This window comes from Wujia chipingensis (genome assembly GCF_014337155.1).
Classification (GTDB): domain Bacteria; phylum Bacillota; class Clostridia; order Lachnospirales; family Lachnospiraceae; genus Coprococcus_C; species Coprococcus_C hominis.
This window is the reverse complement of record NZ_CP060632.1, coordinates 2,249,265-2,272,229: the sequence shown is the minus strand read 5'-3', so window position 1 is coordinate 2,272,229 and position 22,965 is coordinate 2,249,265. Positions and strand designations below refer to the sequence as shown.

The following is a 22,965-nucleotide window of genomic DNA, read 5'->3' as shown; positions in this document are numbered from 1 at the left end:
AAAGGCGGTCTGTATGTTATGTGCAGACCGCTTTTTGCTATAAGGTTTCACCGGATACAAGATGATTCAGGAAACATGAACCCTTTGCTGAATCCATGCATTGTAGATTTTGAATGGCTTTTCGAACAGTGGCTGTGCAAGTATGATCACGAGAATTATCGCGATGATAAGCCATAAAATATTTGCCCATCCATGAAAATGCTGATACAGGAACGGATATGTCTCCACGTATTCCAGATAGAAGAGAACCGGACGATGGAAGAAATAAATCGACATGGATTCTTTTCCGAGAGCATCTAAATGGAATATCTTATGCCTTGGGATGATACTTAAAATACATACACCAATAATAAATGTGATCATATATGCGGATAGCCGGAATAAAATACCGACCTCACCAGCATCGTCCAACAGGGCTTCATATGAACTTCTGCCGGTGAAGAAGCGGCGGAAGATGTAAAAACTGTCAATATTTAAACGGCAAATAATAAAAAATGCAAGGACGGTCACCGGTGCAAGAATCTGCATAACCGGACGGTGAAGCTGGTATTCTAATTTGTTCACATTGCACATCCACCCGAGCACAAACCATGGGAAGAATACAAGACACCGGGAAAAAGCAAATACATCCCCGATTCCGTTGTCATAGCCAGCCAGAAGTGCAGCCAAAACTGCGATGGCTAAGATTTTGCGCTTATCGACATGGCGAAGCAGATAGGCACATGTATAGAATACACACATGGCGAAAAGGTACCACGGAACGCCGTCGGTTTTCACAAGTGAAAATGTAAGTCCGGGACTGGTCAGCCGTTGGAATGGAAAGATCAGCAGCTTCAACAGGACATACAGACCTGCAAAATTCGCAAGTTTTTTGCAGAAGCGTTCCTTTGTTTTGATTGCATGCTCGCACATAAGACCACTTGCAAACACAAATAAAGGCATGTGAAAGCTGTAAATAAATAAAAATAAAGATTTGCACATATTGGAATGGTAGTCAATTCCGCTCTCTAAAAAATGCCCGGCGACAACACAGATAATCAAAAATCCTTTTACATTGTCCAGCCAGATGTTCCGTTTTTGCGTAGACATAGAAAGAACTCCTTTTCTTATAATAAATAATATGCTATAAAAGCCGTCGTTTATAGTAGTCTTGTCGGGGACAAAAGTCAATAGAAATTCATTGTGCAAAATGTCCTCTTTTTTTCTTGAAAGCGCAAATCCATTGGTAAATACTTAAGAAAATGCTAAAAAGCCTTGCAAATTCAAGGAAAGTGGCGTAATATCATGTCAACAAATGAAATAAAAGACAACATAGTGATACTGAAAAATATACATACAAATTTTACGGAGGAATGGATTATGGCAGTAAAGAAAGCAACAGTTGATGCAACTATGGCAAAGGTAGAAGCAGCAAAGGCAGCAGCACCTGCAAAGGAAGAAGCAAAGAAGGCAGCAGCTCCAGCAAAGAAAGCAGCACCTGCAAAGGTAGCAGCTCCAGCTAAGAAGGAAGAGCCAGCAAAGAAAGCAGCAGCTCCAGCTAAGAAAGCAGAGCCAGCAAAGAAGGCAGCAGCTCCAGCTAAGAAAGCACCTGCAAAGAAAGCAGCTCCAGCTAAGGCAACCGCTCCTAAGGCAGTAAAGCTTTTTGTTGAGTATCAGGGTGGTCAGGTTTCCACACAAGATATCGCAGCAAAGGCAGCAGAGGCAAGTGGAAAGAAAACAATTAAGGAGTTGAACGTATACTATCAGCCAGAGACAAATATGGTATACTATACAGCAGATGGAACAGAGGGTTCTTTCTCATTATAATTTGTATTCCCAAAACCTTTCATAAAAAAGAAGCACTCGATGAAATTGATCGAGTGCTTCTTTTTTATCAAGACGAAGGGTGTTAAATTCCCTTCGCTTTTGCAGTGCAGGCTTTCATGGCGTCCATGACAGCCCCGCGGAATCCTTTTTCTTCTAAGACACGAACCGCTTCGATAGTGGTTCCGGCAGGAGAGCATACCATATCTTTGAGTTCTGCAGGGTGCTTTCCAGTCTCTAAAACCATCTTTGCACTTCCGAGTACCGCCTGGGCTGCGAATTTATATGCCTGTGCCCGTGGCATACCATCGGCTACTGCTGCATCAGCCATCGCTTCGATAAACAGAAATACATAAGCTGGCGAACTGCCGCTGACAGAGACAACAGCATCCATCAGGGATTCAGGGATTGCCTCGGCAAGTCCAAAGCTACTCAGTAATTTCAATACATATGCAAATTCATCTTCTGTGACAAGGTTGTTCTTGCAGACACCTGTGATGCCTTCTCCGACAAGGGCTGGTGTATTTGGCATGGTACGAACGATCTTTACATCACCAAGCCGCTCTCCAAGCCAAGCCAGTGTCTTGCCCGGTGCGATTGTAACGATGATCTGCCCGGCAGGGAGCGTTGGTTGGATCTCTGCGATCACCGTCTCGTAATACTGAGGTTTTACGGATAAGAATAATACGTCTGCCTGTGTGGATACTTCCGTATTCGATGCAGTTGTACAGATACTAAGGGTTTCCTTTGCTTTCTCACGTGCAGCTTCCGATGCATCTGCTGCGATGATTTCCGAAGCATCGATTCCAGCGTGTGCCTTCAATCCGCCGATAATGGCGCTTGCCATATTTCCACAACCAATAAATCCAACTTTGTATTTCATGCTTGTTCATCCTTTCTGTTTTGTCTATCTGATTATTCAAAAGCCATGCGTGCCTGTAATCCAAAATCCGGTCGGTCGGTGATGATACCATCGACACCTTTGCGGATCAGTTTGCTCATTTTTGCAATATCGTTGACCGTCCATGCATAAACTTCTTTGCGATGCAGATGCATGCGCAGGAGAAATTCCCGTGTCACGAACTGGAAATGCGGTGAGATAAAATCTGCCTTGCATACATGTAACCGGTGAAGCGGAAAATATTCGTTTAACCGGTGGATAATCGTGTTACGTGGTGTCCCAATCAGCAGCCCCGCTTTGATGTTCGGATCGATCTCCTTGATACGAAGTACCGAACGGTCAATAAATGACTTCATCATATAATCGGAGTAATCATAATAGCGTTCCACCAGATCAATGATTTTCTGTTCATATCCAGTTTCTTTTAACTCGATATCCAGCTTGATTTTTCCGCGGCACAGCTCCAATACTTCCTGTAAAAGCGGAACCCGGTAACCGTGTGTGCCGGTGATTCTACAGATTTCGTCATAGGTAAGTTGGCGGATATCCGTGCCGTTTAAATCTGGATTGTGAAATGCAATCAACTGATGATCCTTCGTTCGACGGATATCAAACTCTGCAAAATCTGCCTGCAGATTGATCGCAATCTGAAACGCCTCCAATGTGTTTTCGTGGGTGGCGAGTGCCGAAGCACCCCGATGTGCGATGATCGCAGTCATCATAGAGCATCATCTCCGCGCTCTCCGGTACGAATACGTACAGCATCTTCTATATTATATACAAAAATCTTACCATCCCCATAACTTCCGGTTGGAATACGTTCTGTAACCATGGCGATCAACTTCTCGCATACATCATCGGAGACAACGGTCTCAACCTTCAGTTTCGGGAGAAGATTGACGAAATAATCGCCGTTATGGTGCTGGGACTTATATCCCTTCTGGTTACCGTAGCCCATGATATTGCTGACCATAGCTCCGGTTGTGCTGCATTCATCCAAAATCTCTTTCATGTCATCCAGCTTCTCAGGTCGGATGATCACTTCCACTTTTTTCATCTTGATACCTCCTGATCCTGTCGTTTAAATATTGGTACCACGTAATTCGATGATCGGTGCGCCCTTGCCATTGATGTAATCGCCGGTGATGGTGACACGACCGATGTTATCGTCGCGCGGAATCTCATACATAATATCCATCATGAATTTCTCGATGATCGCACGGAGTGCGCGGGCACCTGTCTTTTTCTCCATCGCTTTTTCTGCGATTGCTTCATAGGCACTGTCATCGAATTCCAGATCTACCTCATCCAATGCAAGCAGCTTCTTGTACTGCTTGAGGATTGCATTTTTTGGCTCCTTTAAGATCTTAATGTACATGTCCTTGTCCAGCGAATCCAGAGTGAAAAGCACTGGGAGACGACCAAGGAACTCTGGAATCATACCGAATTCACGCAGATCTTCCGTTGTTACTTCCTTGATCAGGTTATCGTTCTTGTCATATTTATCCTTCAGGTCTGCGGCAAAGCCCATAGAAGACTGTTTGTTCAGACGCTGCTTGATGATGTCCTCGATATCCGGGAATGCACCACCGCAGATAAATAAGATATTCCGTGTATTCATCGTTGTCATCGGCGTCATGGCATTCTTGCTACCGGAACCGACAGGTACCTCAACCTCGGCACCTTCTAAGATCTTCAGAAGTCCCTGCTGTACAGACTCTCCACTGACATCACGGCTGCGCGTCTCTTTCTTCTTCGCAATCTTATCGATCTCATCGATAAAGACGATTCCACGCTCAGCTTTTTCAACATCATTGTCCGCAACGGCAAGAAGTTTGGAGAGAATGCTTTCTACATCATCGCCAATATAACCAGCCTCAGTCAGCGTGGTCGCATCGGTGATTGCGAGTGGCACCTGCAGAATCTTGGCAATCGTCTGAACCAGATAGGTTTTACCACAGCCGGTAGGCCCGAGCATGAGCATGTTGGATTTTTCAATCTCAATGTCATCCATTGTGTCTGTGATCACACGCTTGTAATGGTTGTAGACGGCAACGGACATGGCACGCTTTGCGTATTCCTGTCCGACGACATATTCGTCAAGCATTGCCTTGATCTTATGTGGGGCTGGAACATCTGCCATTGTGAGTGGCTTTTGTTCCTTTTCTTCCTTCTGTTTTTTCTTCTTTTTGACCTTCTGGGAAGTCGGGATATCATCAAATGGCATGAACTGCGACATGTTGATATTCGGCATCTTGGAGAGGTCTAAAAACTGCATCGCTCCGTTGTTGAAGGAGTCGAAACTTTTCTGCATACAGTCGTTGCAGATATACATATTTCCCGGCATCCGGATAAATGGACCGGCCTCGGATTCCGGTCTGCGACAGAGATAGCAATACTTTTCGTACTCATCATCGTCGTTGTTATTCTGATTATTTCCGTTGTTGTCTGGCATAATTTCCTCCTTATGTATGCGCATAAAAATGCACCCTTATTATAGCACGGAAATATACATATGACTATGGAATATTTATGCAGACAGCGATATAATGAAGAAATGAAAGTGAATACAGAAATACAATAAGGAAACGAAAAAATCAAATATAGCTATATGGTCTGGAGGAATGAAATATGAAAAAACGAATTACTGAATATCTGGCATATATTGATGCGCTGTTAGAAAAAGAGGATGTCGACTGGGAACATGAGAAGGAAAAGCATCTTGTACAGATCGCGTTTTTTGCACATGAGCGGCAGGTACACCTTATTGTCATGGCACTGTTTGCATTGGCAACTGTGATTTCAATCTTGTATTTGAATTTTAGCGGCTCACTGATCATCGTTGCGCTTGTGTTTGCGCTTTTGGTGCTGCTGATTCCTTATGTGATGCATTATTACCTGTTAGAAAACAGTGTACAGAAAATGTACGAACAATATGACCGGATGATGAATAAGATCGAGCCATCCTTTCAGGTGAAACCGGACGATAAAAAATAAAACAAGGTTCCGTTTGCGGTATGAAAACTATACCACAGGCGGAACCTTTTTCTTTGTTATTATCGCTTACTCTGATTTCCATCTACGGCATCTTCCACGCCGTCCACAGCATCCTTGACACCATTTCCGACACCTTCGGCAGCATCCTTGACGCCTTCACCAACGCCTTCTGCTGCGTCCTTGACACCTTCGCCGACACCGTCCGCGGCATCTTTGATTCCATTTCCAACGCCATTGGAATTTGTTGCATTTCCGCCAGTTGCGTTGTTATTTTCGGTTGTCATCTGTGTCTGTTCCGAAGTGGTTGCAGTATCCTTGCTCGTCTCATCCATACCACATCCACACATACAGATAGAAAGCATCATAGCAGTTGCTGCAATAGCAGCGGTTGTTTTAAATTTCTTCATAATAAAACACTCCTTATCTAGTTTTCATTCTATAAAAATAGTATGAACCTAAATAAGGAGATTATTTTACCAATTTCCGGTAATTTTTGAAATTCAATCCGACGGTGTCAGACAGGTGCAGTCATCGGGATCGGTACAGCTTTCGCAGTTTCGCTTCTGGTCAAGCGGATTGCAAAGCTCCAATGGCTTGATGTTCCGGTCTAAGAGGCTTCCGCTTACAAAGCTCATGCAGACAGACTCCTCCGGACTTGCAAGCGTGCCCTTGGATACGAGCGCTTTTCCGTTGTGAGGAATCCGGTATTGGTTGTAGTAGATGGATTTCACGATCAGGGTAAGTCCTACCGTCATTTCCGCATTTGCAATATCGAAGTTTAATACTTTGGACATTGCCATCAGATTCAGTCCTTGCGAAACCGTTCCGTTCGTGGAGAGGAATCCGATAAAGTTCAGGTTTGGTGTTGCTACAGTCGTATCCGTGTAGGTGACACCATATGGGGCAAACAGCTGCATGGTTACGGAAGTTGGATTGGTATCTTCATCGTATTCCGGATCGGTTGTTGCGGAAGGGAGATAGACAACACCTGTGACAGGGAGGGTTGCAAGCAGCCGTTTGCAGCAGTCATAGACATAGATGACAAAATCCACAGTCAGGTTTGTGAGTGTCAGCTCGTAGCAGTTTGGACGTCCGGCAATCGGCTTGATTGTTACGGAAGGTGCTGCCCCTGTTGCAAAGGTGATGTTTGTAACCTCTGCCCGGATATATGCTGCTGTTGGATAATCTGCAAGCAGGGTTGCAAGCGGAATTGTCCGGCATACATTGATGCCAATCTCGTCGTAGATAACAGGAACAAGTACCGTGAGCAGCTTTGGGTCACCACATTGAGGTGTGACACATACATCGGTACAGTTATCTGTTAAGCTGCATGTGCAGGAATCGGTGTTGTTAGCAACTGCATTACTTAAGACTTTCTTGTTACAGCCACAGCATTTAGACATGTTCGTTTCCTTTCAAATATGCTTACAATAATATATTCAGAATATGCATTTTTGTTCGATTCCGGCAATATATTTGTAAAAGAAAGAATTGGGAGGAAAACGTGGAAGCGGTTTATAGATGGAAAGGAGATAAACGGATTTTACTTTATGAGGAGGGAAATCAGATCTTAGCACAGGTGATTGGGACGGGCAGGACAGTGCAATGGGGCAGTTTATGCCGGGATTATCATTCCTGTGGTGTAAGTCTGTTCTGGGAGGATGAAATCTATGTGGCATATGTCAACACAGAAAATGTTTTAATGTGGGATAAGCTTTTTGCGGAAGGACGACTGGTACTTGTGAAGGGTGACGACTGGGGGAGTATCTCTACGGTTCGGATCGCACCAGTCGCAGGAGAACGGACACAGCTTTATGTATGGTATCGCATGGCAGATCCGGGAAATGGCACGGATAGTCTGTATGTGATAAATCCACTGGGAGAGAGGAAGGTTCAGAGATTGGTATATGGTACAGAGAGGATTGAACGATATGAGATTTTACAGCACGGGGAAGTCAGTTATCTTCTATATAAATTAGCAACGGAAGCCAAACCGCGGATATATGCCGTGGATGTATCACGACTAGGAGACATAAGTCTGTCGGAATATATATTATGTAAAGAACAGACAATGCAAGAACTTGAAAAACGATGTAAAGAAAATGATAAGAATTATAATGAAGCAATTCGAAAGACGCAGGAGGATTATGAGTCACGGTTGAAATCAACAGTAAAAAATATGGAGCAGCGGTATAAACAGCAATATGACGAGCTGGCAAAACTGACACAGGGTATGCAGGAGGAAGGCCGTAAGTGGCGGGAATTATATTACAAAAGTGTTACAAAAGATTAAGAAAAAATAAAATTTACTTGACATAACTCATAGAATTTTATAATATAAAAATTGCAACCTTTTTTTCGGGAATGTCCCAAGGCTGCAAATGGTAATTTGTATTACATAAGTAATGTACCACAATATATAGAGAATGTAAAGGAAAATTTTATGGAAGACAAGAAAAAAACTTTAACTGAATATGAGAAAGAAATTTCCGAAGCACAAGAGATGGAAGAGGCAAACACACACAAACGAAAGGTACGGAGCTTTAAGCGGATGTTGATGGTAACATTTCTGGTCGTATGTGCGATCCCGATTACGTTGTGTATGTTCCTGATGGTGAAGATGAACCGGCTCGATCACCGGATAGAGAATCTGGTTGACCGGGTGGAGGAAGGAAAGAATCTGGTCAGTACAAACATCGGACTGATTGATGAATCGACGGAGACGATGACGAGTGAGCAGATGGCGTATGGGGATCTTGGAAAGGGTTCGGAAGGTGTGCACGTAGCTCTGACAGACAATGGCGATGGTTCAAACAAAACCACGGACGATGCAGAGGCGACGACGGAAGCAGCCAGTGATGTACCGGAACAGACGTACTACAATGGACAGAAAGTATACTTGACTTTCGATGATGGACCAAGTACATACACCGGAGAACTCTTGGATGTGTTGAAGGAAAACAATGTGAAGGCAACATTCTTTGTTGTTTACAATGATGATAAGGAAGCACAGCAGTATTACAAGCGGATCGTTGACGAAGGACATTCGATCGGAATGCATTCTTACAGTCATGTGTACGATCAGGTATATGCAAGTCAGGAAAGCTTCGAGGAAGACGTGACGAAGATTCACGATTACATACAAGAACAGACAGGTGTGGATACGCATCTGTACCGCTTCCCGGGTGGAAGTTCGAACCAGGTAAGTAAGGTAGATATTCAGGATCTGATCGGATATCTGCATGACGAGGGTATCGTTTATTATGACTGGAATTCCCTGTCAGGTGATGCAGTGGATGCATCTTTGACACCAAGTGAGTTAAATGATAATATACTTGGGTATGTACATGCCAATGCCGGCGATTCCGTGATTTTGATGCATGATCTGCAGAACAATCATGCAACGATCGAAGCACTTCCGGCATTGATCCAGACTTTGAAGGATGAAGGATATGAGATTTGTCCGATTGATGATTCTACAAAGCCAGTGCAGCATGTAGAATATAAGGGAGACAAATAATTGAACTACTTAGAAGCACAAAATTACATTGAAGAAAAAAGCAGGCTGGGCATTGTACCCGGCCTGACACAGGTAAAGGAGCTCTTACGGAGACTCGGCAATCCACAGGATGCGTGCAGGACACTGCACATCGCCGGGACGAACGGAAAGGGCTCTATTTTTGCGTTTGTACAGGAAAGCCTGCTTGCTGCAGGGTATCATGTGGGACGATATATTTCCCCGACAATTCTGACGTATCTGGAACGGTACCAGCTTGACAGACGCTATATGACAGAGGATGAATTTGCGGTGTTGCTCACAGAGGTTGCAGCGGTGATCGAGACAATGGAGACGGATGGGTTTGCCAGTCCCACTGTATTCGAGATTGAGACGGCGGTTGCGTTTCTGTATTTTGCGAGAAACCACGTTGACTATGTATTGCTCGAATGTGGCATGGGTGGAAGCCAAGATGCGACGAATGTGCTTGCAAAACCGGAGGTTTGTGTGTTTGCACAGATCAGCATGGATCATATGCAGTTCTTAGGTGATACTCTGACGAAGATTGCAACAGAGAAAGCAGGTATCATCAAGCCGTATACAACTGTGATCTGCGCGCCGCAGGTGCCAGAAGTATCGAAAGTATTACGGGAGATATGCGAAGTACAACATGCTTCTTATATAGAAGTGAATCCATCAGACTGGGAAGTTGTGCAGATGAATCTGGATGGTACTGAGGTGGTGGATTGTGGAACGAATCCAGATGAAACCAATATGGATGCGGATATGGATCAACGGCAACAACCATATCATATCCCGCTTTTAGGAGAGCATCAGATTGCGAATGCACAGACAGCAATCACGGTGCTGCGTACACTATATATAGAAGAAACAGCCATTCATAAGGGAATCGCACAGACGGTATGGCTGGGGCGTATGACGAAGGTGTCGGAGCATCCGTATATCTATGTGGATGGTGCGCACAATGTAGCAGCGTGGGAATGTTTGCGCACATCGGTGGAAAAATATTTTACAAACCGCAGGGTAATCTATATAATAGGAGTACTGAAAGATAAGGAATACGAGAAGATGGTGGAGATTCTGGCACCGACGATGGCAGTGGCAGTTGTGATCACACCAGATACACCGCGCGGCCTGCCGAAAGAGATTCTGGCACCGTTGATACAGGCGCAGGGCGTACCGGTCCAGCTTGCGGATACGAGCGCGGAAGCACTGCAAAAGGCAAGAGAACAGGCGGGAGAAACGGGTGTCATTCTCGTGAGTGGTTCGTTATCTTTTCTGGCAGAGTATCTGCAATTAGAAAGCGGAGATGAAAACAATGGAGCGAATAGATAAAATTCTCGTGCATCCGGAATTTCAGGTGTATATGCGTCGGATCAGGGAGCAGGAACGCACGCGTGTGTTCTGCCTGCATGGAATCGAGCATAGTCTGGATGTGGCAAGAATCGGATATATAAAGAATCTGGAACAGGGACTTTCCTTCCGGCAGGATGTGATCTATGCAATGGCATTGCTGCACGATATCGGAAGATGTGAGGAGTATGCTTCCGGGAAATCCCATCATGAGGCGGGAGCCGAGCTGGCACGACCTATCCTTCTGGCATGTGGATATACAGAGCATGAATGTGCTGAAATCTGTGATGCAATCGGCAGACATAAGGCACCGAGTGAGCAGGCAAGATCGCTTGCAACATTGCTGTATGATGCGGATAAGCAGTCTAGAAACTGTTTTGACTGCCCCGTGCAGGAACAGTGTTACTGGTCAGAGGAAAAGAAGAACCATACAATTCGATATTAAGTTTCATATACAAGAAGAATGCAGTCGGGAAAAAAACGGCTGCTTTTTTGTTTATGACGGGTGTAAAGAAATTGACAAAAAACAAAACTTGATAAAAACAACTACAAATTGATTTACACAAAGGAAACACAAGTGAAAATAAAATACAACTTGATAAAGCTGTGCAACAACATAAAAATAATAAGAAAACCTCTCTTTTTTTCTAAAAATAAAAAATGAACTCCCCAAAACTTTAAATAAATTAGGAAATCCCTTATCTGTGTTGACAAAATAACGTTACGGGCACATAATACAGCCAAGTCAAAGGTAAGGACTTAAGAAAATTAAGAAAAATGTGAGAAGAAAGAGAGGATGATGTTTATGAAGAAAAGAAAATTAATCAGCATGGTGCTTGCAGCAACATTGGCATTGACATCTCTTACCGGTTGTGGAAAGAAGAATTCATCCAGTGATGACAGTGTATTAAGAGTCGGAATGGAATGTGCATATGCTCCATTCAACTGGTCACAGGAAACGGATGAGCTTGCAAATGGTGAAAAGGCAGTTCCAATCTACGGAACAAACATGTATGCATATGGATATGACGTAATTGTAGCAGAGAAGCTTGCAAAGCAGATGGGTAAGACATTGGAAATCCACAAGGTAGAATGGGATTCCATCGGAATGTCACTCGATGCTGGCGATTACGATGTGATCATCGCAGGTATGGGTCGTACGAAGGAACGTGAGGCATCTTATTCATTTACAGATCCTTACTATTATAGAACAAACTGCTTAGTTGTTAAGAAAGGTTCTGGATTGGAAGGAATCAAGGGCTTATCTGAATTGGCAGGAAAGAATGTAACACTTACGACACAGCTTGGTACCGGATGGGTAAACCTGCTTGATCAGGTACCGGATGCAACACTTGGTGCAAATTATGAGACAACGGCTGAATGCTTTATGGCGATCTCAAATGGAACGGCTGATGTGTGTGTCATTGATGCACCGACAGCAGAATCTGCAGCGATGACAAACGATGATCTGGCAATTATCTATCTGGATGACAATGACAAGTTCGTGGGCGATGAGGAAATGACAAATGTATGTATCGCAACAAGAAAAGATGATACCGCCCGTCGGGATGAGATTCAGAAGGCGATGGATGCCATCGGATGGAATGACAAGGCTGAGATGGATAAGACAATGGAAGAGGCAGTCAGCTTACAGCCAGCAGCTAATTAGATTATGATCCCCCCCGCAGCCTTTCATGATTTCAGGCTGCGGAGGAATTATAAAAAACGTGTAGGACAGGAGGAAATCATATGGGTGCTATTCTAAGTATATCATCCCCGAACAATATCTTTGAATGGATGGCATTTCTTGCCGAAAAGTATTCGAGCATGTTCTTGCAGGGAACATGGATTACCCTGTATGTATCTGTGATCGGTACGATCGTAGGTTTCATACTTGGTTATATCGTAGGTATTGTCGGAGATATCAAAATTCACAAAGAAGATAATCCGATCAAAAAGGGAATTATCAAATTCTTCAAATTTATCTGTTTCTTATATGTAGAGTTGTTCCGAGGAACACCAATGATCGTACAGGCGATGATCGTATACTTCGGTCTCCGTCAGGGCGGTGTGAACATCAACCCGATCATTGCAGGTATTCTCGTAACTGTATTAAATACAGGTGCGTATATGTCAGAAACCGTACGTGCAGGTATCAAATCCATTGATGCCGGACAGCGTGAAGGTGCTCTGGCAATGGGAATGTCGCCGATGCAGGCAATGTTCTATGTAATCCTTCCACAGGCATTCAAGAACATTATCCCAGAGATGGCGAACACATTCCTGACGAACCTGAAGATGACATCTGTGTTGAATGTAATCGGTATTCAGGAGTTGTTCATGCAGGCAAAAACGGTCGGTGGTACATATTACAAGTATTTTGAATCGTATCTTGTAATCGCACTAATCTATCTGGTGCTTTGTGTGGCATTTAACCGGTTGTTCTTATTTATCGAGAAAAAGATGGCAGGCAAAAAAGATTATGTGCTTGCTGTGGAATATATGGAAGACAAACAGTAGGAGGGTGAGCTTATGAGTAAAAACAATGAAGAAAGTATTATTGAAGTAAAAGACTTAAGCAAATCCTTCGGTGATCATGAGGTTTTGCGGAAGATTGATTTTGAAGTGAAGAAGGGCGAGGTGATCTGTATCCTTGGTTCGTCCGGTTCCGGTAAGTCAACCTTGCTCCGGTGCGTGAACAAGCTGGAGACACAGACGAGTGGACAGGTGTTGTACCATGGTAAGGAGATCCGGAATGTCCAGAAGGAGATTAATGAGTTTCGTTCCAGAGTTGGCATGGTGTTCCAGTCCTTCAACTTATTTAACAATATGACGGTGCTGGAAAACTGTATGGAGGGCGCCAGAAAGGTACTGCATGTATCCAAGGAAGAGGCGTTCGATCGTGCAATCAAGCATTTGAAAGAGGTTGGCATGGCACCATACATTAACGCCAGACCGGAGCAGTTATCCGGTGGACAGAAGCAGCGTGTGGCAATCGCCAGAGGGCTCTGTATGAATCCGGAGGTGCTGCTGTTCGATGAGCCGACATCCGCGCTCGATCCGGAGATGGTCGGTGAAGTATTAAATGTAATGAAGGAGCTTGCAAGCTCCGGACTCACGATGTTGATCGTGACACATGAGATGGATTTCGCCAAGAATGTATCGTCCCGTGTGTTGTTCATGGATAAGGGCTATGTTGTGGAGGATGCACCACCAGAGGAGTTCTTCACGAATCCAAAGAACGATCGAAGCAGAGAGTTCTTAAGCAGATTCATTGCATAGCAACCTTGCTTGAAAATGGTTTCAAAAAGTGTAGATAGATTGTGAGGGAAAAATATGGAAAATTATGTTGTTACTTTTGCAAGAGGCTTTGGTACCGGCGGAAAGGAAATCGCATCGAAGCTTGCGAAGGAGCTTGGCATCCATTGCTACGAAAATCGAATCCTGACACTGGCATCCCAGATGAGCGGACTCGATGAGAAGTTATTTCAGGAGGTCAACGAGAAGGTTCGTTCCAATGGCGGTTTTTCCAGCTTTTTAAAAGGCTTGCCACGGGCGAAAAGCTATATCAGCCGGAATGAGAAGTTCGTGTCCGATGATAAGCTGTTTGAGTATCAGAAGCAGATCATTGAGAACTTAGCGGATACCGAATCGTGTGTCATCGTTGGAAAGTGTGCCGATTACATCCTGCGGGGCAGACCGAATATTGTAAGCATCTACATAGAGGCACCACGTGATTTCTGTGTGAAGCGGACGATGGAGCATATGGGCGTGACCGAGGATGTTGCGACGGCGACGATCGTGCATACGGATAAGTTCCGTGCCGATTATTACAAGTATTATACACATGGAAATTACTGGACGAACCCGGTCAACTACGATCTGACGATCAACAGTGAGAAGGTCGGAATTGAAGATAGTGTGAAGCTGATCAAGGATTACATGAAGATTAAAGGCATTATAAAGTAACGAAAACATTTTATATATTTAGGAGGCGTTTATTATGAAATTAAAGGATCTTGGATTAACAAAGCAGGACATCAAGGATAAGGTAAGCAAGTACATGATCGATACATACGAGCGTTTTGATTTCTTGGCAGAGACAGCCGAGGGCATGTACATGTACGATGAAAATGGAACTCCGTATCTGGATTTCTATGCAGGTATCGCGGTAAATAATGCCGGAAGCAGAAACCCGAAGGTTGTTGCAGCCGTCAAAGATCAGGTCGATGATATCATGCATACATTCAACTATCCGTACACGATTCCGCAGGCATTGCTGGCTGAGAAGGTGTGTACAACAATCGGTATGGATAAGATCTTCTATCAGAACTCCGGTACAGAGGCAAACGAAGCCATGATCAAGATGGCAAGAAAATATGGTATTGAGCATTACGGACCAAACCGTTATCATATCGTAACTGCAAAGATGGGCTTCCATGGTAGAACATTTGGTGCGATGTCCGCAACTGGTCAGCCGGGCAATGGCTGTCAGGTTGGCTTCGGACCGATGACATATGGTTTTTCTTATGCGCCATACAATGATCTGCAGGCATTTAAGGATGCTTGTACCGAGAATACGATCGCGACCATGATCGAGCCAATCCAGGGTGAAGGCGGTGTCCATCCTGCAACCTACGAGTTTATGACAGGACTTCGTAAGTTCTGCGATGAGAATAATATGCTGCTCCTGATTGATGAGGTACAGACCGGATGGTGCAGAACCGGTCAGCCGATGTGCTACATGAACTATGGTATCAAGCCGGATATCGTCTCTATGGCGAAGGGACTTGGTGGCGGTATGCCAATCGGTGCCATCTGTGCAACCGCGGAAGTTGCAACCGCATTTACACCGGGTTCCCATGGTACAACATTCGGTGGACATCCGGTCAGCTGTGCAGCCGCTTATGCGGAAGTAAACGAGCTTCTTGACCGCGATCTTGCAGGCAATGCAAAAGAAGTTGGTGCGTACTTCATGGATAAGCTGAAGAACCTTCCACATGTGAAAGAGGTTCGTGGTATGGGACTGATGATCGGTGTTGAGTTTGATGATACAATCGGTGCTGTTGATGTGAAGCATGGTGCATTTGACAGAAAGCTTCTGATCACAGCAATTGGTTCGCATGTCATTCGTATGGTTCCACCACTGATTGCAAGCAGAGAAGATTGTGACAAGGCATATGCAATTCTGGAAGAGACAGTGAATGCACTTTCAAAATAAAGGCAAGGTGAATTAGATTGAAGAATTTTAGCTTTTCTGTGCCGCAGGATATCATTGTTGGTGCAGGTTCTATTAAGAAATTAGGTGAATGCGCAACCAAACTTGGCGGCACACATGCCCTTATCATCTCCGGTCCCCATCTGAACAAGATGGGACTGGTGGATACATGTAAACAGTCTCTGGCAGATGTTGGGATTCCGGCGGATGCATTTACGGAGACCGAAGGAAATCCTTCGGTTGAGACGGTCGAAAAGGCAACGAAGCTGTACAAGGAATGTGGCGCGGATTTCATTGTGGCATTTGGCGGTGGTTCTCCGATGGATGTGGCAAAGGCTGTTGGTGTTATCGCAAAATACGGTGGAAGCATTACAGAATACGAAGGTGGAGGCAAGGTGCCGGGACCGATTGTTCCGCAGATTGCGATTCCAACGACTGCTGGTACAGGTTCTGAGGTAACTGCATTTTCGGTTATTACCGATCACAGCCGGAACTACAAACTGACGGTATTCAGTTATGAACTGATTCCAAAGTACGCGATTTTAGACCCGGATCTGATTGCAACGGCTCCTGCTTCTGTGGCAGCAGCGTGTGGAATGGATGCATTTATCCATGCATGTGAGTCGTATATCTCGACGGATGCTTCTCCGTTTTCCGAGGCGATGTCTGAGAAGGCGATGGAACTGATCGGGCGTTCGATCCGGGCTTATGTGGCAAATCGTACGGATGTCGATGCCGCCAGTGATATGCTGGTTGGTTCCCTCTTTGCGGGTATTGCATTTTCGTGGGCGAGACTTGGCAATGTACATGCGATGAGTCATCCGGTCAGTGCGTATTTCGATGCACCACATGGCGTGGCAAATGCAATCTTGCTTCCGACGATTCTGGATTATAACAAGCTTGCGGATAAAGGTAAATATAAGAAAATCTACGAATATGTGAGTGAGACACACAGAAGCGATGAGAGCTTCACACCGGATATGCTGGTGGATGCGATCAGAGCGTTGAATAATAGTCTTTCAATTCCTGCAAATCTTACAGAAGTAGGAGTGACGGAAGACAAGATCGATGTCATGGCAGACGATGCCATGAAGAGCGGAAACATCATGGTGAACCCACGCCGCTCTACGAAGAAGGATATCGTAGCTCTTTACAAAAAGGCTATGTAATATCAAACCTGTCTACACGGGAAAAGGTTGTCGCTTGTCGGCAGCCTTTTTCTATTGAGGATATTATTTGCAAAACAACCCTCAGAGATAATGATGTGCATGGAAAAATATACTATTCGGAATCATATGCGATGTATGGAATCTAAACGATTCTAAAAATTGTAAATAAAAAAATATAGATAAACCGGTGGCAGTTTTATGATAAAAATGTTAAAATGATAATAATTATGGACAAGAATGAAAATGAGGGCTTATAAATTATGAAAAAACAGGTTATAACGATTGGAAAACGTGACTTTGAAATTGGAAAACGTCCTTATGTGATGGGAATCCTGAATGTGACACCGGATTCCTTTTCGGATGGCGGAAAGTACGGAGATCTGGATGCGGCGTTGAAGCATACAGAAGAAATGATCAAGGAAGGTGCCGATATCATTGATGTTGGCGGAGAGTCGACTCGACCGGGACATGTGAAGATTTCGGTTGCGGAAGAGATTGAACGTACCTGCTTCGTGATTGAGGCAATCAAGGAACGGTTTGAGATTCCGGTTTCGTTAGATACGTACAAATATCAGGTGGCTCAGGCGGGAATTCTGGCTGGTGCCGATCTGATCAACGATATATGGGGATTTAAATGGGACGATGAGATGGCACCGCTTTGCGCGAAATACCAGATTCCGGTCTGCCTGATGCACAACCGGAAGGAAGCGGTATACAATGATTTTATTGCGGATGTGATCGCAGACATGAAGGAGTGCGTACAGATTGCGCGCGCATCAGGACTTGCCGACGATAAGATCATCTTAGATCCGGGGATTGGATTCGCAAAGACTACGGAAGAGAACTTAAAGTTTATGAACCATCTGGAGGATCTGGTTGCACTCGGATATCCGGTACTGCTTGGAACTTCGAGAAAATCCATGATTGGAAATACACTGAATCTGCCGGTTGACGAGCGAGAGGAAGGAACAATGGCAACTTCTGTCTTAGGACTGGTGAAGGGGTGCAGCTTCTTCCGTGTACATGATGTGAAGAAAAATGTGCGTGCGCTTGCGATGACAGATGCAATGCTCAAGGCATAAGATGGCAGGCGTGTGTCATAACGCTGTCAGGGCATTTGCTATGGAATAGGAGACGGAAAAGGACAGAAAAGAAATGGATAAAATATGGATTAAAGATTTAGAGATATTTGCATATCACGGTGTCCTTGCAGAAGAAAAAAGAAATGGACAGAAATTCTATGTAACTGTATCTATGGATGTGGATCTGCATGCGGCAGGCATGACAGATGATCTGGACAAAACGGTCAATTATGCAGAAGTATGTGAACTGATCCGGCGGACGATGCAGGAGGAAAGCTATGATCTGATTGAGGCAGCAGCGGAGAATGTTGCAGATGCGATTTTGCTTGCCTATCCACAGATAAAGATGGTTCATGTGATTGTAAGCAAGCCGGGGGCTCCTATTCCGATGGACTTTGATACGGTCTGCGTGGATATTACAAGAGGCAGACATATTGCGTATCTGGGTATCGGTTCCAATCTCGGAGATAAGGAGGCATACCTTGACTATGCGGTCGATCAGCTGAACAAAGATGAGTATATTCAGGTGACAAAGGTTTCTTCCTATATAATAACAGAACCATATGGCGATGTGGAACAGGATGATTTCTTAAATGGCTGTCTGGAGATTGAGACAATCTATTCTCCACAGGATCTGCTGGCTGTTATCAACGATATTGAACAGGGTGCCGGCAGAAAGCGGCTGATCCACTGGGGTCCAAGAACTTTGGACATTGACATTTTGCTCTATGATCAGGAAATGATCATGGAAGACACGCTGAAGGTGCCGCATGTGGAGATGGCAAAGCGCGCGTTCGTGCTTGAACCACTTGCCGAAATCGCACCATATGCCTACCATCCGGGCTACCATAAGACGATCATCGAACTACTGGAAATATTACAAAACAAAAAAGATTAAACTACAATATAAGAAAAACTATATTCAAGGGAGCGGCAAATGACATGCGTATGCCATTTGCATTGTAACCGGAAGTATATAAATGAGCAGATAATTATCCGATACAATCGATGTGTAGAAATCATGCGGGACACTGGTATTTATCCTAACGCAGACCATTGGAGCACATCAGCACTTAGCGAGTAACGCATTCATTCGCAGAATGATGTGTTAGGAGCTTAGTGTCTGCTATGTGCGGAAGTGAGCGAGAGCGCGTCTGCGTATGGATAATAGCAGTGTTCTGCATGAGACATACAGGAAATGTCGGATAATTATCTGCGGATGAAATAGGGAGGTAAAAACTATGGCATACAAAATGTTTGCCGCCATCTACGTGGGAAGCAGCGAGATATCCATGAAGATCTTCCAGGTAAATGGTAGAAAAACGTTTCGTCAGATCGACAGTGTCAGCCGGATACTGGAGCTTGGGCGGGACACCTATCGCGAAGGAAAACTGAGCCGGGAGTCGATCAAAATGATTTGCGAAGAACTCGAAGGCTTAAAACATAAAATGGAAGAATACAAGATCACAGAATACCGTGCCTATGCGACGAGTGCGGTACGTGAGGCAGATAACATGGATCTGGTGCTGGATGTGATCGAGCATACCACAGGTATCCGTGTACAGGTTCTGAGTAACTCGGAACAGCGTTATATCAGCTTCAAGGGACTGGTTGCGAAGTATTCGGATTTCCATCAGGTTGTCAGCAAGAACACAGCGTTCGTCGATGTCGGTGCTGGAAGCGTGCAGATTTCCCTGTTTGATAAGAACAATCTGGTTGTCACAGAGAATATCCCGATTGGTGCGGTGCGTGTTCGTGATTATCTGGCACTCATCGGGCACAAGTCCGGAAGACTCGATGAGATCATGGCAGACTATGTAGATAATGATATTGTATCGTTCCGAAATATTTATCTGAAGGATAAAGAAATCAAGAACATTATCGCTGTTGGTGAGGTCGTAAGCTCCCTGAAGAAGATCGTGCCGGAACTTTCCATCAAGGATGTGATCACGCGGGCGCAGTTTGATGCGATGTACAAGCGTGTTATCAGTATGCCGGCGCAGGAGCTCGCGGAAAAATACGGTATTCCATACGAGCGTGCGACGCTGATGTTACCGAACATCACAATCTACCAGTCGTTCCTGAACAACTGTAAGGCAGAGGAAATGTATGTGCCGGATGTGGATTTCTGCGAGTGTATCGTGGCAAATTACATGGACGAAGGAAGCCGTGTCGTGTTCAATCACAATTTTGAGGAAGATATTCTTGCAACGGCGAATAACATTGCGAAGCGGTATCGCTGCAACCGGAATCATGTGGAGCAGACCGCATATTTTGCACTGAAGATCTTCGATGTGGTTCGTAAGCCGTTTGGATTGGATAAGATGCAGCGTCTGCAGCTTCAGATTGCGGCACTTCTGCATGAATGTGGTAATTTCATCAATCTGCATGATGGAGCGAGAAATTCCTATTATATAGTAGCAAATACTGAGATCCTTGGACTTTCGCACAAAGAGCGTATGGAAGTGGCAAATGTAGTCAAGTACAACCCACTGTATCTTCCATCGAAGGATAAGATATCAGCAGAACTTGATGGCTGTGATTATATTGTGATCGCGAAGCTTGCAGCAATCTTACGAATTGCGAATATTCTCGATAAGAGCCATATGCAGAAGATCGAAGATATTTCCGTGACATTGAAAGACGGAAAGCTGATTATTCTGGCAAAGACATACGAAGATATCTCACTGGAGGCGGGACTTTTTGAAGCACGTGCAGATTTCTTTGAGCAGATCTATGGAATCAGACCGGTACTTCGGGTGAAAAGGAGTGTGTAAGGAATGGACAAAAAATTATTGGAAAAACCGGAAAATTATTATAACCGTGAGATGAGCTGGTTACAGTTTAATTACAGAATCTTAAATGAGGCGAAGGATAAGTCAATTCCACTGTTTGAACGCCTGAATTTCCTGAGTATCACAGAATCAAATCTGTCTGAGTTCTTCATGGTGCGTGTAGCATCTCTGATCGATCTGGTACACGCAGATGTAAAGAAGAAGGACATTGCAGGATTGACGCCGCAGGGGCAGCTCGATCTGATTATTCCTGAGACGAAGAACATGATTGCGAGCCAGTACAGCACACTGAACCGCCAGATTCTTCCTGCAATGGAAGAAAATGGTCTGAAGCTTGTTAAGCATTATGAGGACTTAAACGAGAAGCAGAGCAAGTTCGTAGATAAATATTTTGAGAAGGAAGTGTATCCGGTACTTACGCCGATGGCAGTTGATTCTTCGAGACCATTTCCACTGATCAGCAACAAGACTTTAAATATTGGTGCACTGATCCGTGATAAGAAGAAGGATGTTATTGACATTGCAACCGTACAGGTACCATCCGTGTTGCCACGTGTGGTTGAGATTCCGGGCGAGGACGGATGCAGAGAGATCATTCTGCTCGAGCAGATCATTGAGAAGAACTTGAATCAGCTCTTCTTAAATTACGAGATCATTTGCGCGTATCCATACAGAATTATGCGAAATGCAGACCTTGCAATCGACGAGGACGATGCGTCCGATCTGTTGAAGGAGATCGAAAAGCAGATTAAGAAGCGTGCGTGGGGCGAGGTTATCCGGCTCGATGTGGAAGCAGAGATGGATAAGCGTCTGCTGAAAGAATTGAAGAAACAGTTAAATGTCAACAGCGATTATGTCTATTCGGTAAATGGACCACTTGATCTTACGTTCCTTGGAAAGGTACGTGGACTCGATGGCTTTGATCATTTGAAGAATAAGAAATACATCCCACAGCCGGTGAAGGGATTGGATCTCGATGCGAATATCTTCGACCAGATCAAGAAGAAGGATATCCTGTTACACCATCCGTATGATGAGTTTACACCGGTCATTGAGTTCATCAAACAGGCGGCAATTGATCCGGATGTACTTGCGATTAAGCAGACGTTGTACCGTGTCAGTGGCAATTCTCCAATCATTGCAGCACTTGCACTTGCAGCGGAAAATGGCAAGCAGGTAACGGTACTTGTTGAGTTAAAAGCACGATTTGATGAAGAAAATAATATAAATTGGGCAAAAAAACTGGAAAAAGCGGGTTGCCATGTTATTTATGGTCTGGTAGGATTAAAGACGCATTCCAAAATTGCACTCGTTGTCAGACGGGAAGAAGATGGCATCAAGCGATATGTTCATCTTGGAACTGGTAACTATAATGATGTGACAGCAAAGTTATATACAGATATGGGTATGCTGACTGCATCGGATGCGATAGGGGAGGATGCAACCGCAGTCTTTAATATGTTGTCGGGTTATTCCGAGCCGCCAGCATGGAATAAACTGCTTGTAGCTCCGATCTGGATGAAGGATCGATTCCTTGCACTGATCGACCGGGAGGCAGAGAATGCACGTATGGGTAAGAGTGCTAAGATCATTGCCAAGATGAATTCCCTGTGTGATCCGACGATTATCCGTGCACTGTATGAGGCGAGCAATGCGGGCGTGAAAATCGAACTGATCGTACGTGGTATCTGCTGTCTGAAGACAGGGATTCCGGGACTTTCCGAGAACATCACGGTGCGTTCCATTGTAGGTAACTTCCTGGAGCATGCGAGAATCTTTTATTTCTATAATGATGGATTCGAAGATGTATATATGGGCAGTGCCGACTGGATGCCTAGAAATCTGGACAAACGAGTGGAGATTACATTCCCGGTTGAGGATGAAGACCTCAAAAAACGGGTGATTGAGATTTTGGAGATTCAGCTTTCCGATACATTGAAAGCACATATTATGCAGCCGGATGGCTCATATGCAAAACAGGATCTGAGGGGGCGTGAAAAGTTGGAGGCGCAAAATTATTTCTGCAAACAGGCGATGGGTTCCTTGAAAGAGGACGACAAAAAGAAAGTATCCCGTATCTTCATTCCGCGCATGAAGATCGGTGATTAATAAAAACAATAGAGAGGAGAC

General features: G+C 44.6%; 23 protein-coding genes. 16 read left to right on the top strand and 7 right to left on the bottom strand.

Annotated features, from left to right (window positions below; genetic code table 11):
• Positions 1 to 66 precede the first annotated feature (66 nt).
• A complete protein-coding gene (locus H9Q76_RS10580; RefSeq protein ID WP_118734432.1) occupies positions 67 to 1,089 on the bottom strand; it encodes an acyltransferase family protein in 1,023 nt (340 codons plus the stop codon).
• A 270-nt stretch (positions 1,090 to 1,359) separates the two neighbouring features.
• On the opposite strand from H9Q76_RS10580, the gene H9Q76_RS10575 reads away from it, so the two are divergent.
• The gene (locus H9Q76_RS10575; RefSeq protein WP_118734431.1) at positions 1,360 to 1,806 is read left to right on the top strand and encodes a DUF6465 family protein; all 447 of its coding nucleotides are present in this window, start codon (positions 1,360 to 1,362) and stop codon (positions 1,804 to 1,806) included.
• An 82-nt stretch (positions 1,807 to 1,888) separates the two neighbouring features.
• Here the strand turns inward: H9Q76_RS10575 and proC are convergent, their stop codons facing one another.
• Genes proC through clpX form a run of 4 tightly spaced genes read right to left on the bottom strand, consistent with a single transcriptional unit; the run spans position 1,889 to position 5,159 of the window.
• On the bottom strand, positions 1,889 to 2,686 hold the full coding sequence (gene proC, locus H9Q76_RS10570) for a pyrroline-5-carboxylate reductase (RefSeq protein WP_117780582.1): 798 nt from the start codon (positions 2,684 to 2,686) through the stop codon (positions 1,889 to 1,891).
• 32 nt (positions 2,687 to 2,718) lie between these two features.
• A complete protein-coding gene (locus tag H9Q76_RS10565) occupies positions 2,719 to 3,426 on the bottom strand; it encodes a glycerophosphodiester phosphodiesterase (protein ID WP_021985321.1) in 708 nt (235 codons plus the stop codon).
• Positions 3,423 to 3,761: a P-II family nitrogen regulator gene (locus tag H9Q76_RS10560; protein ID WP_117780581.1), complete on the bottom strand. Its 339-nt coding sequence runs from the start codon at positions 3,759 to 3,761 to the stop codon at positions 3,423 to 3,425. Before H9Q76_RS10560 ends, H9Q76_RS10565 begins: the two co-directional genes overlap by 4 nt.
• Positions 3,762 to 3,785: 24 nt before the next feature.
• On the bottom strand, positions 3,786 to 5,159 hold the full coding sequence (gene clpX / locus H9Q76_RS10555) for an ATP-dependent Clp protease ATP-binding subunit ClpX (protein WP_021985319.1): 1,374 nt from the start codon (positions 5,157 to 5,159) through the stop codon (positions 3,786 to 3,788).
• 176 nt (positions 5,160 to 5,335) lie between these two features.
• Between clpX and H9Q76_RS10550 the strand changes: the two genes are divergently transcribed.
• Positions 5,336 to 5,701: a hypothetical protein gene (locus tag H9Q76_RS10550; RefSeq protein WP_117780579.1), complete on the top strand. Its 366-nt coding sequence runs from the start codon at positions 5,336 to 5,338 to the stop codon at positions 5,699 to 5,701.
• Positions 5,702 to 5,760: 59 nt separating this feature from the next.
• On the opposite strand, the gene H9Q76_RS10545 is transcribed toward H9Q76_RS10550, so the two are convergent.
• Together H9Q76_RS10545 and H9Q76_RS10540 are read right to left on the bottom strand one after the other, a co-directional pair.
• The gene (locus tag H9Q76_RS10545) at positions 5,761 to 6,108 is read right to left on the bottom strand and encodes a hypothetical protein (RefSeq protein ID WP_249321070.1); all 348 of its coding nucleotides are present in this window, start codon (positions 6,106 to 6,108) and stop codon (positions 5,761 to 5,763) included.
• A gap of 93 nt (positions 6,109 to 6,201) precedes the next feature.
• Positions 6,202 to 7,104 carry a hypothetical protein gene (locus tag H9Q76_RS10540; protein ID WP_249321069.1) on the bottom strand — a complete coding sequence of 301 codons (903 nt, stop codon included), beginning with the start codon at positions 7,102 to 7,104 and terminating at the stop codon, positions 6,202 to 6,204.
• A 101-nt stretch (positions 7,105 to 7,205) separates the two neighbouring features.
• On the opposite strand from H9Q76_RS10540, the gene H9Q76_RS10535 reads away from it, so the two are divergent.
• The 14 genes from H9Q76_RS10535 to H9Q76_RS10470 all read left to right on the top strand — a co-directional run bounded on the left by H9Q76_RS10535 (position 7,206) and on the right by H9Q76_RS10470 (position 22,944).
• Positions 7,206 to 7,994: a hypothetical protein gene (locus H9Q76_RS10535; protein WP_021985315.1), complete on the top strand. Its 789-nt coding sequence runs from the start codon at positions 7,206 to 7,208 to the stop codon at positions 7,992 to 7,994.
• Positions 7,995 to 8,144: 150 nt separating this feature from the next.
• Complete coding sequence (locus H9Q76_RS10530; protein WP_021985314.1) at positions 8,145 to 9,221, top strand: polysaccharide deacetylase family protein; 1,077 nt, start codon at positions 8,145 to 8,147, stop codon at positions 9,219 to 9,221.
• The gene (locus H9Q76_RS10525) at positions 9,222 to 10,553 is read left to right on the top strand and encodes a bifunctional folylpolyglutamate synthase/dihydrofolate synthase (protein ID WP_249321068.1); all 1,332 of its coding nucleotides are present in this window, start codon (positions 9,222 to 9,224) and stop codon (positions 10,551 to 10,553) included.
• Positions 10,537 to 11,016, top strand: a complete 480-nt coding sequence (locus tag H9Q76_RS10520; RefSeq protein ID WP_249321067.1) for an HD domain-containing protein — start codon at positions 10,537 to 10,539, stop codon at positions 11,014 to 11,016. The genes H9Q76_RS10525 and H9Q76_RS10520 overlap by 17 nt, the downstream gene beginning before the upstream one ends.
• Before the next feature lie 360 nt (positions 11,017 to 11,376).
• Complete coding sequence (locus tag H9Q76_RS10515) at positions 11,377 to 12,240, top strand: transporter substrate-binding domain-containing protein (RefSeq protein WP_249321066.1); 864 nt, start codon at positions 11,377 to 11,379, stop codon at positions 12,238 to 12,240.
• 80 nt (positions 12,241 to 12,320) lie between these two features.
• Positions 12,321 to 13,091: an amino acid ABC transporter permease gene (locus H9Q76_RS10510; protein ID WP_021985310.1), complete on the top strand. Its 771-nt coding sequence runs from the start codon at positions 12,321 to 12,323 to the stop codon at positions 13,089 to 13,091.
• Positions 13,092 to 13,103: 12 nt separating this feature from the next.
• Positions 13,104 to 13,853 (top strand): amino acid ABC transporter ATP-binding protein, encoded by a 750-nt coding sequence (locus tag H9Q76_RS10505; protein WP_021985309.1) that lies wholly within the window; start codon positions 13,104 to 13,106, stop codon positions 13,851 to 13,853.
• Between the two features lie 54 nt (positions 13,854 to 13,907).
• On the top strand, positions 13,908 to 14,540 hold the full coding sequence (locus H9Q76_RS10500) for a cytidylate kinase-like family protein (RefSeq protein WP_021985308.1): 633 nt from the start codon (positions 13,908 to 13,910) through the stop codon (positions 14,538 to 14,540).
• 34 nt (positions 14,541 to 14,574) lie between these two features.
• Positions 14,575 to 15,792: an aspartate aminotransferase family protein gene (locus H9Q76_RS10495; protein WP_249321065.1), complete on the top strand. Its 1,218-nt coding sequence runs from the start codon at positions 14,575 to 14,577 to the stop codon at positions 15,790 to 15,792.
• Between the two features lie 17 nt (positions 15,793 to 15,809).
• Positions 15,810 to 16,958, top strand: a complete 1,149-nt coding sequence (locus H9Q76_RS10490) for an iron-containing alcohol dehydrogenase (protein WP_249321064.1) — start codon at positions 15,810 to 15,812, stop codon at positions 16,956 to 16,958.
• A 275-nt stretch (positions 16,959 to 17,233) separates the two neighbouring features.
• Positions 17,234 to 18,040 carry a dihydropteroate synthase gene (gene folP / locus H9Q76_RS10485; protein WP_117780597.1) on the top strand — a complete coding sequence of 269 codons (807 nt, stop codon included), beginning with the start codon at positions 17,234 to 17,236 and terminating at the stop codon, positions 18,038 to 18,040.
• Between the two features lie 73 nt (positions 18,041 to 18,113).
• On the top strand, positions 18,114 to 18,938 hold the full coding sequence (gene folK / locus H9Q76_RS10480) for a 2-amino-4-hydroxy-6-hydroxymethyldihydropteridine diphosphokinase (protein WP_021985304.1): 825 nt from the start codon (positions 18,114 to 18,116) through the stop codon (positions 18,936 to 18,938).
• A 343-nt stretch (positions 18,939 to 19,281) separates the two neighbouring features.
• Positions 19,282 to 20,817: a Ppx/GppA phosphatase family protein gene (locus tag H9Q76_RS10475; protein ID WP_021985303.1), complete on the top strand. Its 1,536-nt coding sequence runs from the start codon at positions 19,282 to 19,284 to the stop codon at positions 20,815 to 20,817.
• Positions 20,818 to 20,820: 3 nt separating this feature from the next.
• A complete protein-coding gene (locus tag H9Q76_RS10470; protein WP_021985302.1) occupies positions 20,821 to 22,944 on the top strand; it encodes an RNA degradosome polyphosphate kinase in 2,124 nt (707 codons plus the stop codon).
• Positions 22,945 to 22,965: the final 21 nt, after the last annotated feature.

What these genes read in the sequence shown, in the direction of transcription:
- H9Q76_RS10580 (WP_118734432.1), bottom strand. Translation starts at nt 1,089, where the DNA reads ATGTCTACGCAAAAACGGAACATCTGGCTGGACAATGTAAAAGGATTT.
- H9Q76_RS10575 (WP_118734431.1), top strand. Translation starts at nt 1,360, where the DNA reads ATGGCAGTAAAGAAAGCAACAGTTGATGCAACTATGGCAAAGGTAGAA.
- proC (WP_117780582.1), bottom strand. Translation starts at nt 2,686, where the DNA reads ATGAAATACAAAGTTGGATTTATTGGTTGTGGAAATATGGCAAGCGCC.
- H9Q76_RS10565 (WP_021985321.1), bottom strand. Translation starts at nt 3,426, where the DNA reads ATGATGACTGCGATCATCGCACATCGGGGTGCTTCGGCACTCGCCACC.
- H9Q76_RS10560 (WP_117780581.1), bottom strand. Translation starts at nt 3,761, where the DNA reads ATGAAAAAAGTGGAAGTGATCATCCGACCTGAGAAGCTGGATGACATG.
- clpX (WP_021985319.1), bottom strand. Translation starts at nt 5,159, where the DNA reads ATGCCAGACAACAACGGAAATAATCAGAATAACAACGACGATGATGAG.
- H9Q76_RS10550 (WP_117780579.1), top strand. Translation starts at nt 5,336, where the DNA reads ATGAAAAAACGAATTACTGAATATCTGGCATATATTGATGCGCTGTTA.
- H9Q76_RS10545 (WP_249321070.1), bottom strand. Translation starts at nt 6,108, where the DNA reads ATGAAGAAATTTAAAACAACCGCTGCTATTGCAGCAACTGCTATGATG.
- H9Q76_RS10540 (WP_249321069.1), bottom strand. Translation starts at nt 7,104, where the DNA reads ATGTCTAAATGCTGTGGCTGTAACAAGAAAGTCTTAAGTAATGCAGTT.
- H9Q76_RS10530 (WP_021985314.1), top strand. Translation starts at nt 8,145, where the DNA reads ATGGAAGACAAGAAAAAAACTTTAACTGAATATGAGAAAGAAATTTCC.
- H9Q76_RS10520 (WP_249321067.1), top strand. Translation starts at nt 10,537, where the DNA reads ATGGAGCGAATAGATAAAATTCTCGTGCATCCGGAATTTCAGGTGTAT.
- H9Q76_RS10515 (WP_249321066.1), top strand. Translation starts at nt 11,377, where the DNA reads ATGAAGAAAAGAAAATTAATCAGCATGGTGCTTGCAGCAACATTGGCA.
- H9Q76_RS10510 (WP_021985310.1), top strand. Translation starts at nt 12,321, where the DNA reads ATGGGTGCTATTCTAAGTATATCATCCCCGAACAATATCTTTGAATGG.
- H9Q76_RS10505 (WP_021985309.1), top strand. Translation starts at nt 13,104, where the DNA reads ATGAGTAAAAACAATGAAGAAAGTATTATTGAAGTAAAAGACTTAAGC.
- H9Q76_RS10500 (WP_021985308.1), top strand. Translation starts at nt 13,908, where the DNA reads ATGGAAAATTATGTTGTTACTTTTGCAAGAGGCTTTGGTACCGGCGGA.
- H9Q76_RS10495 (WP_249321065.1), top strand. Translation starts at nt 14,575, where the DNA reads ATGAAATTAAAGGATCTTGGATTAACAAAGCAGGACATCAAGGATAAG.
- folK (WP_021985304.1), top strand. Translation starts at nt 18,114, where the DNA reads ATGGATAAAATATGGATTAAAGATTTAGAGATATTTGCATATCACGGT.
- H9Q76_RS10475 (WP_021985303.1), top strand. Translation starts at nt 19,282, where the DNA reads ATGGCATACAAAATGTTTGCCGCCATCTACGTGGGAAGCAGCGAGATA.
- H9Q76_RS10470 (WP_021985302.1), top strand. Translation starts at nt 20,821, where the DNA reads ATGGACAAAAAATTATTGGAAAAACCGGAAAATTATTATAACCGTGAG.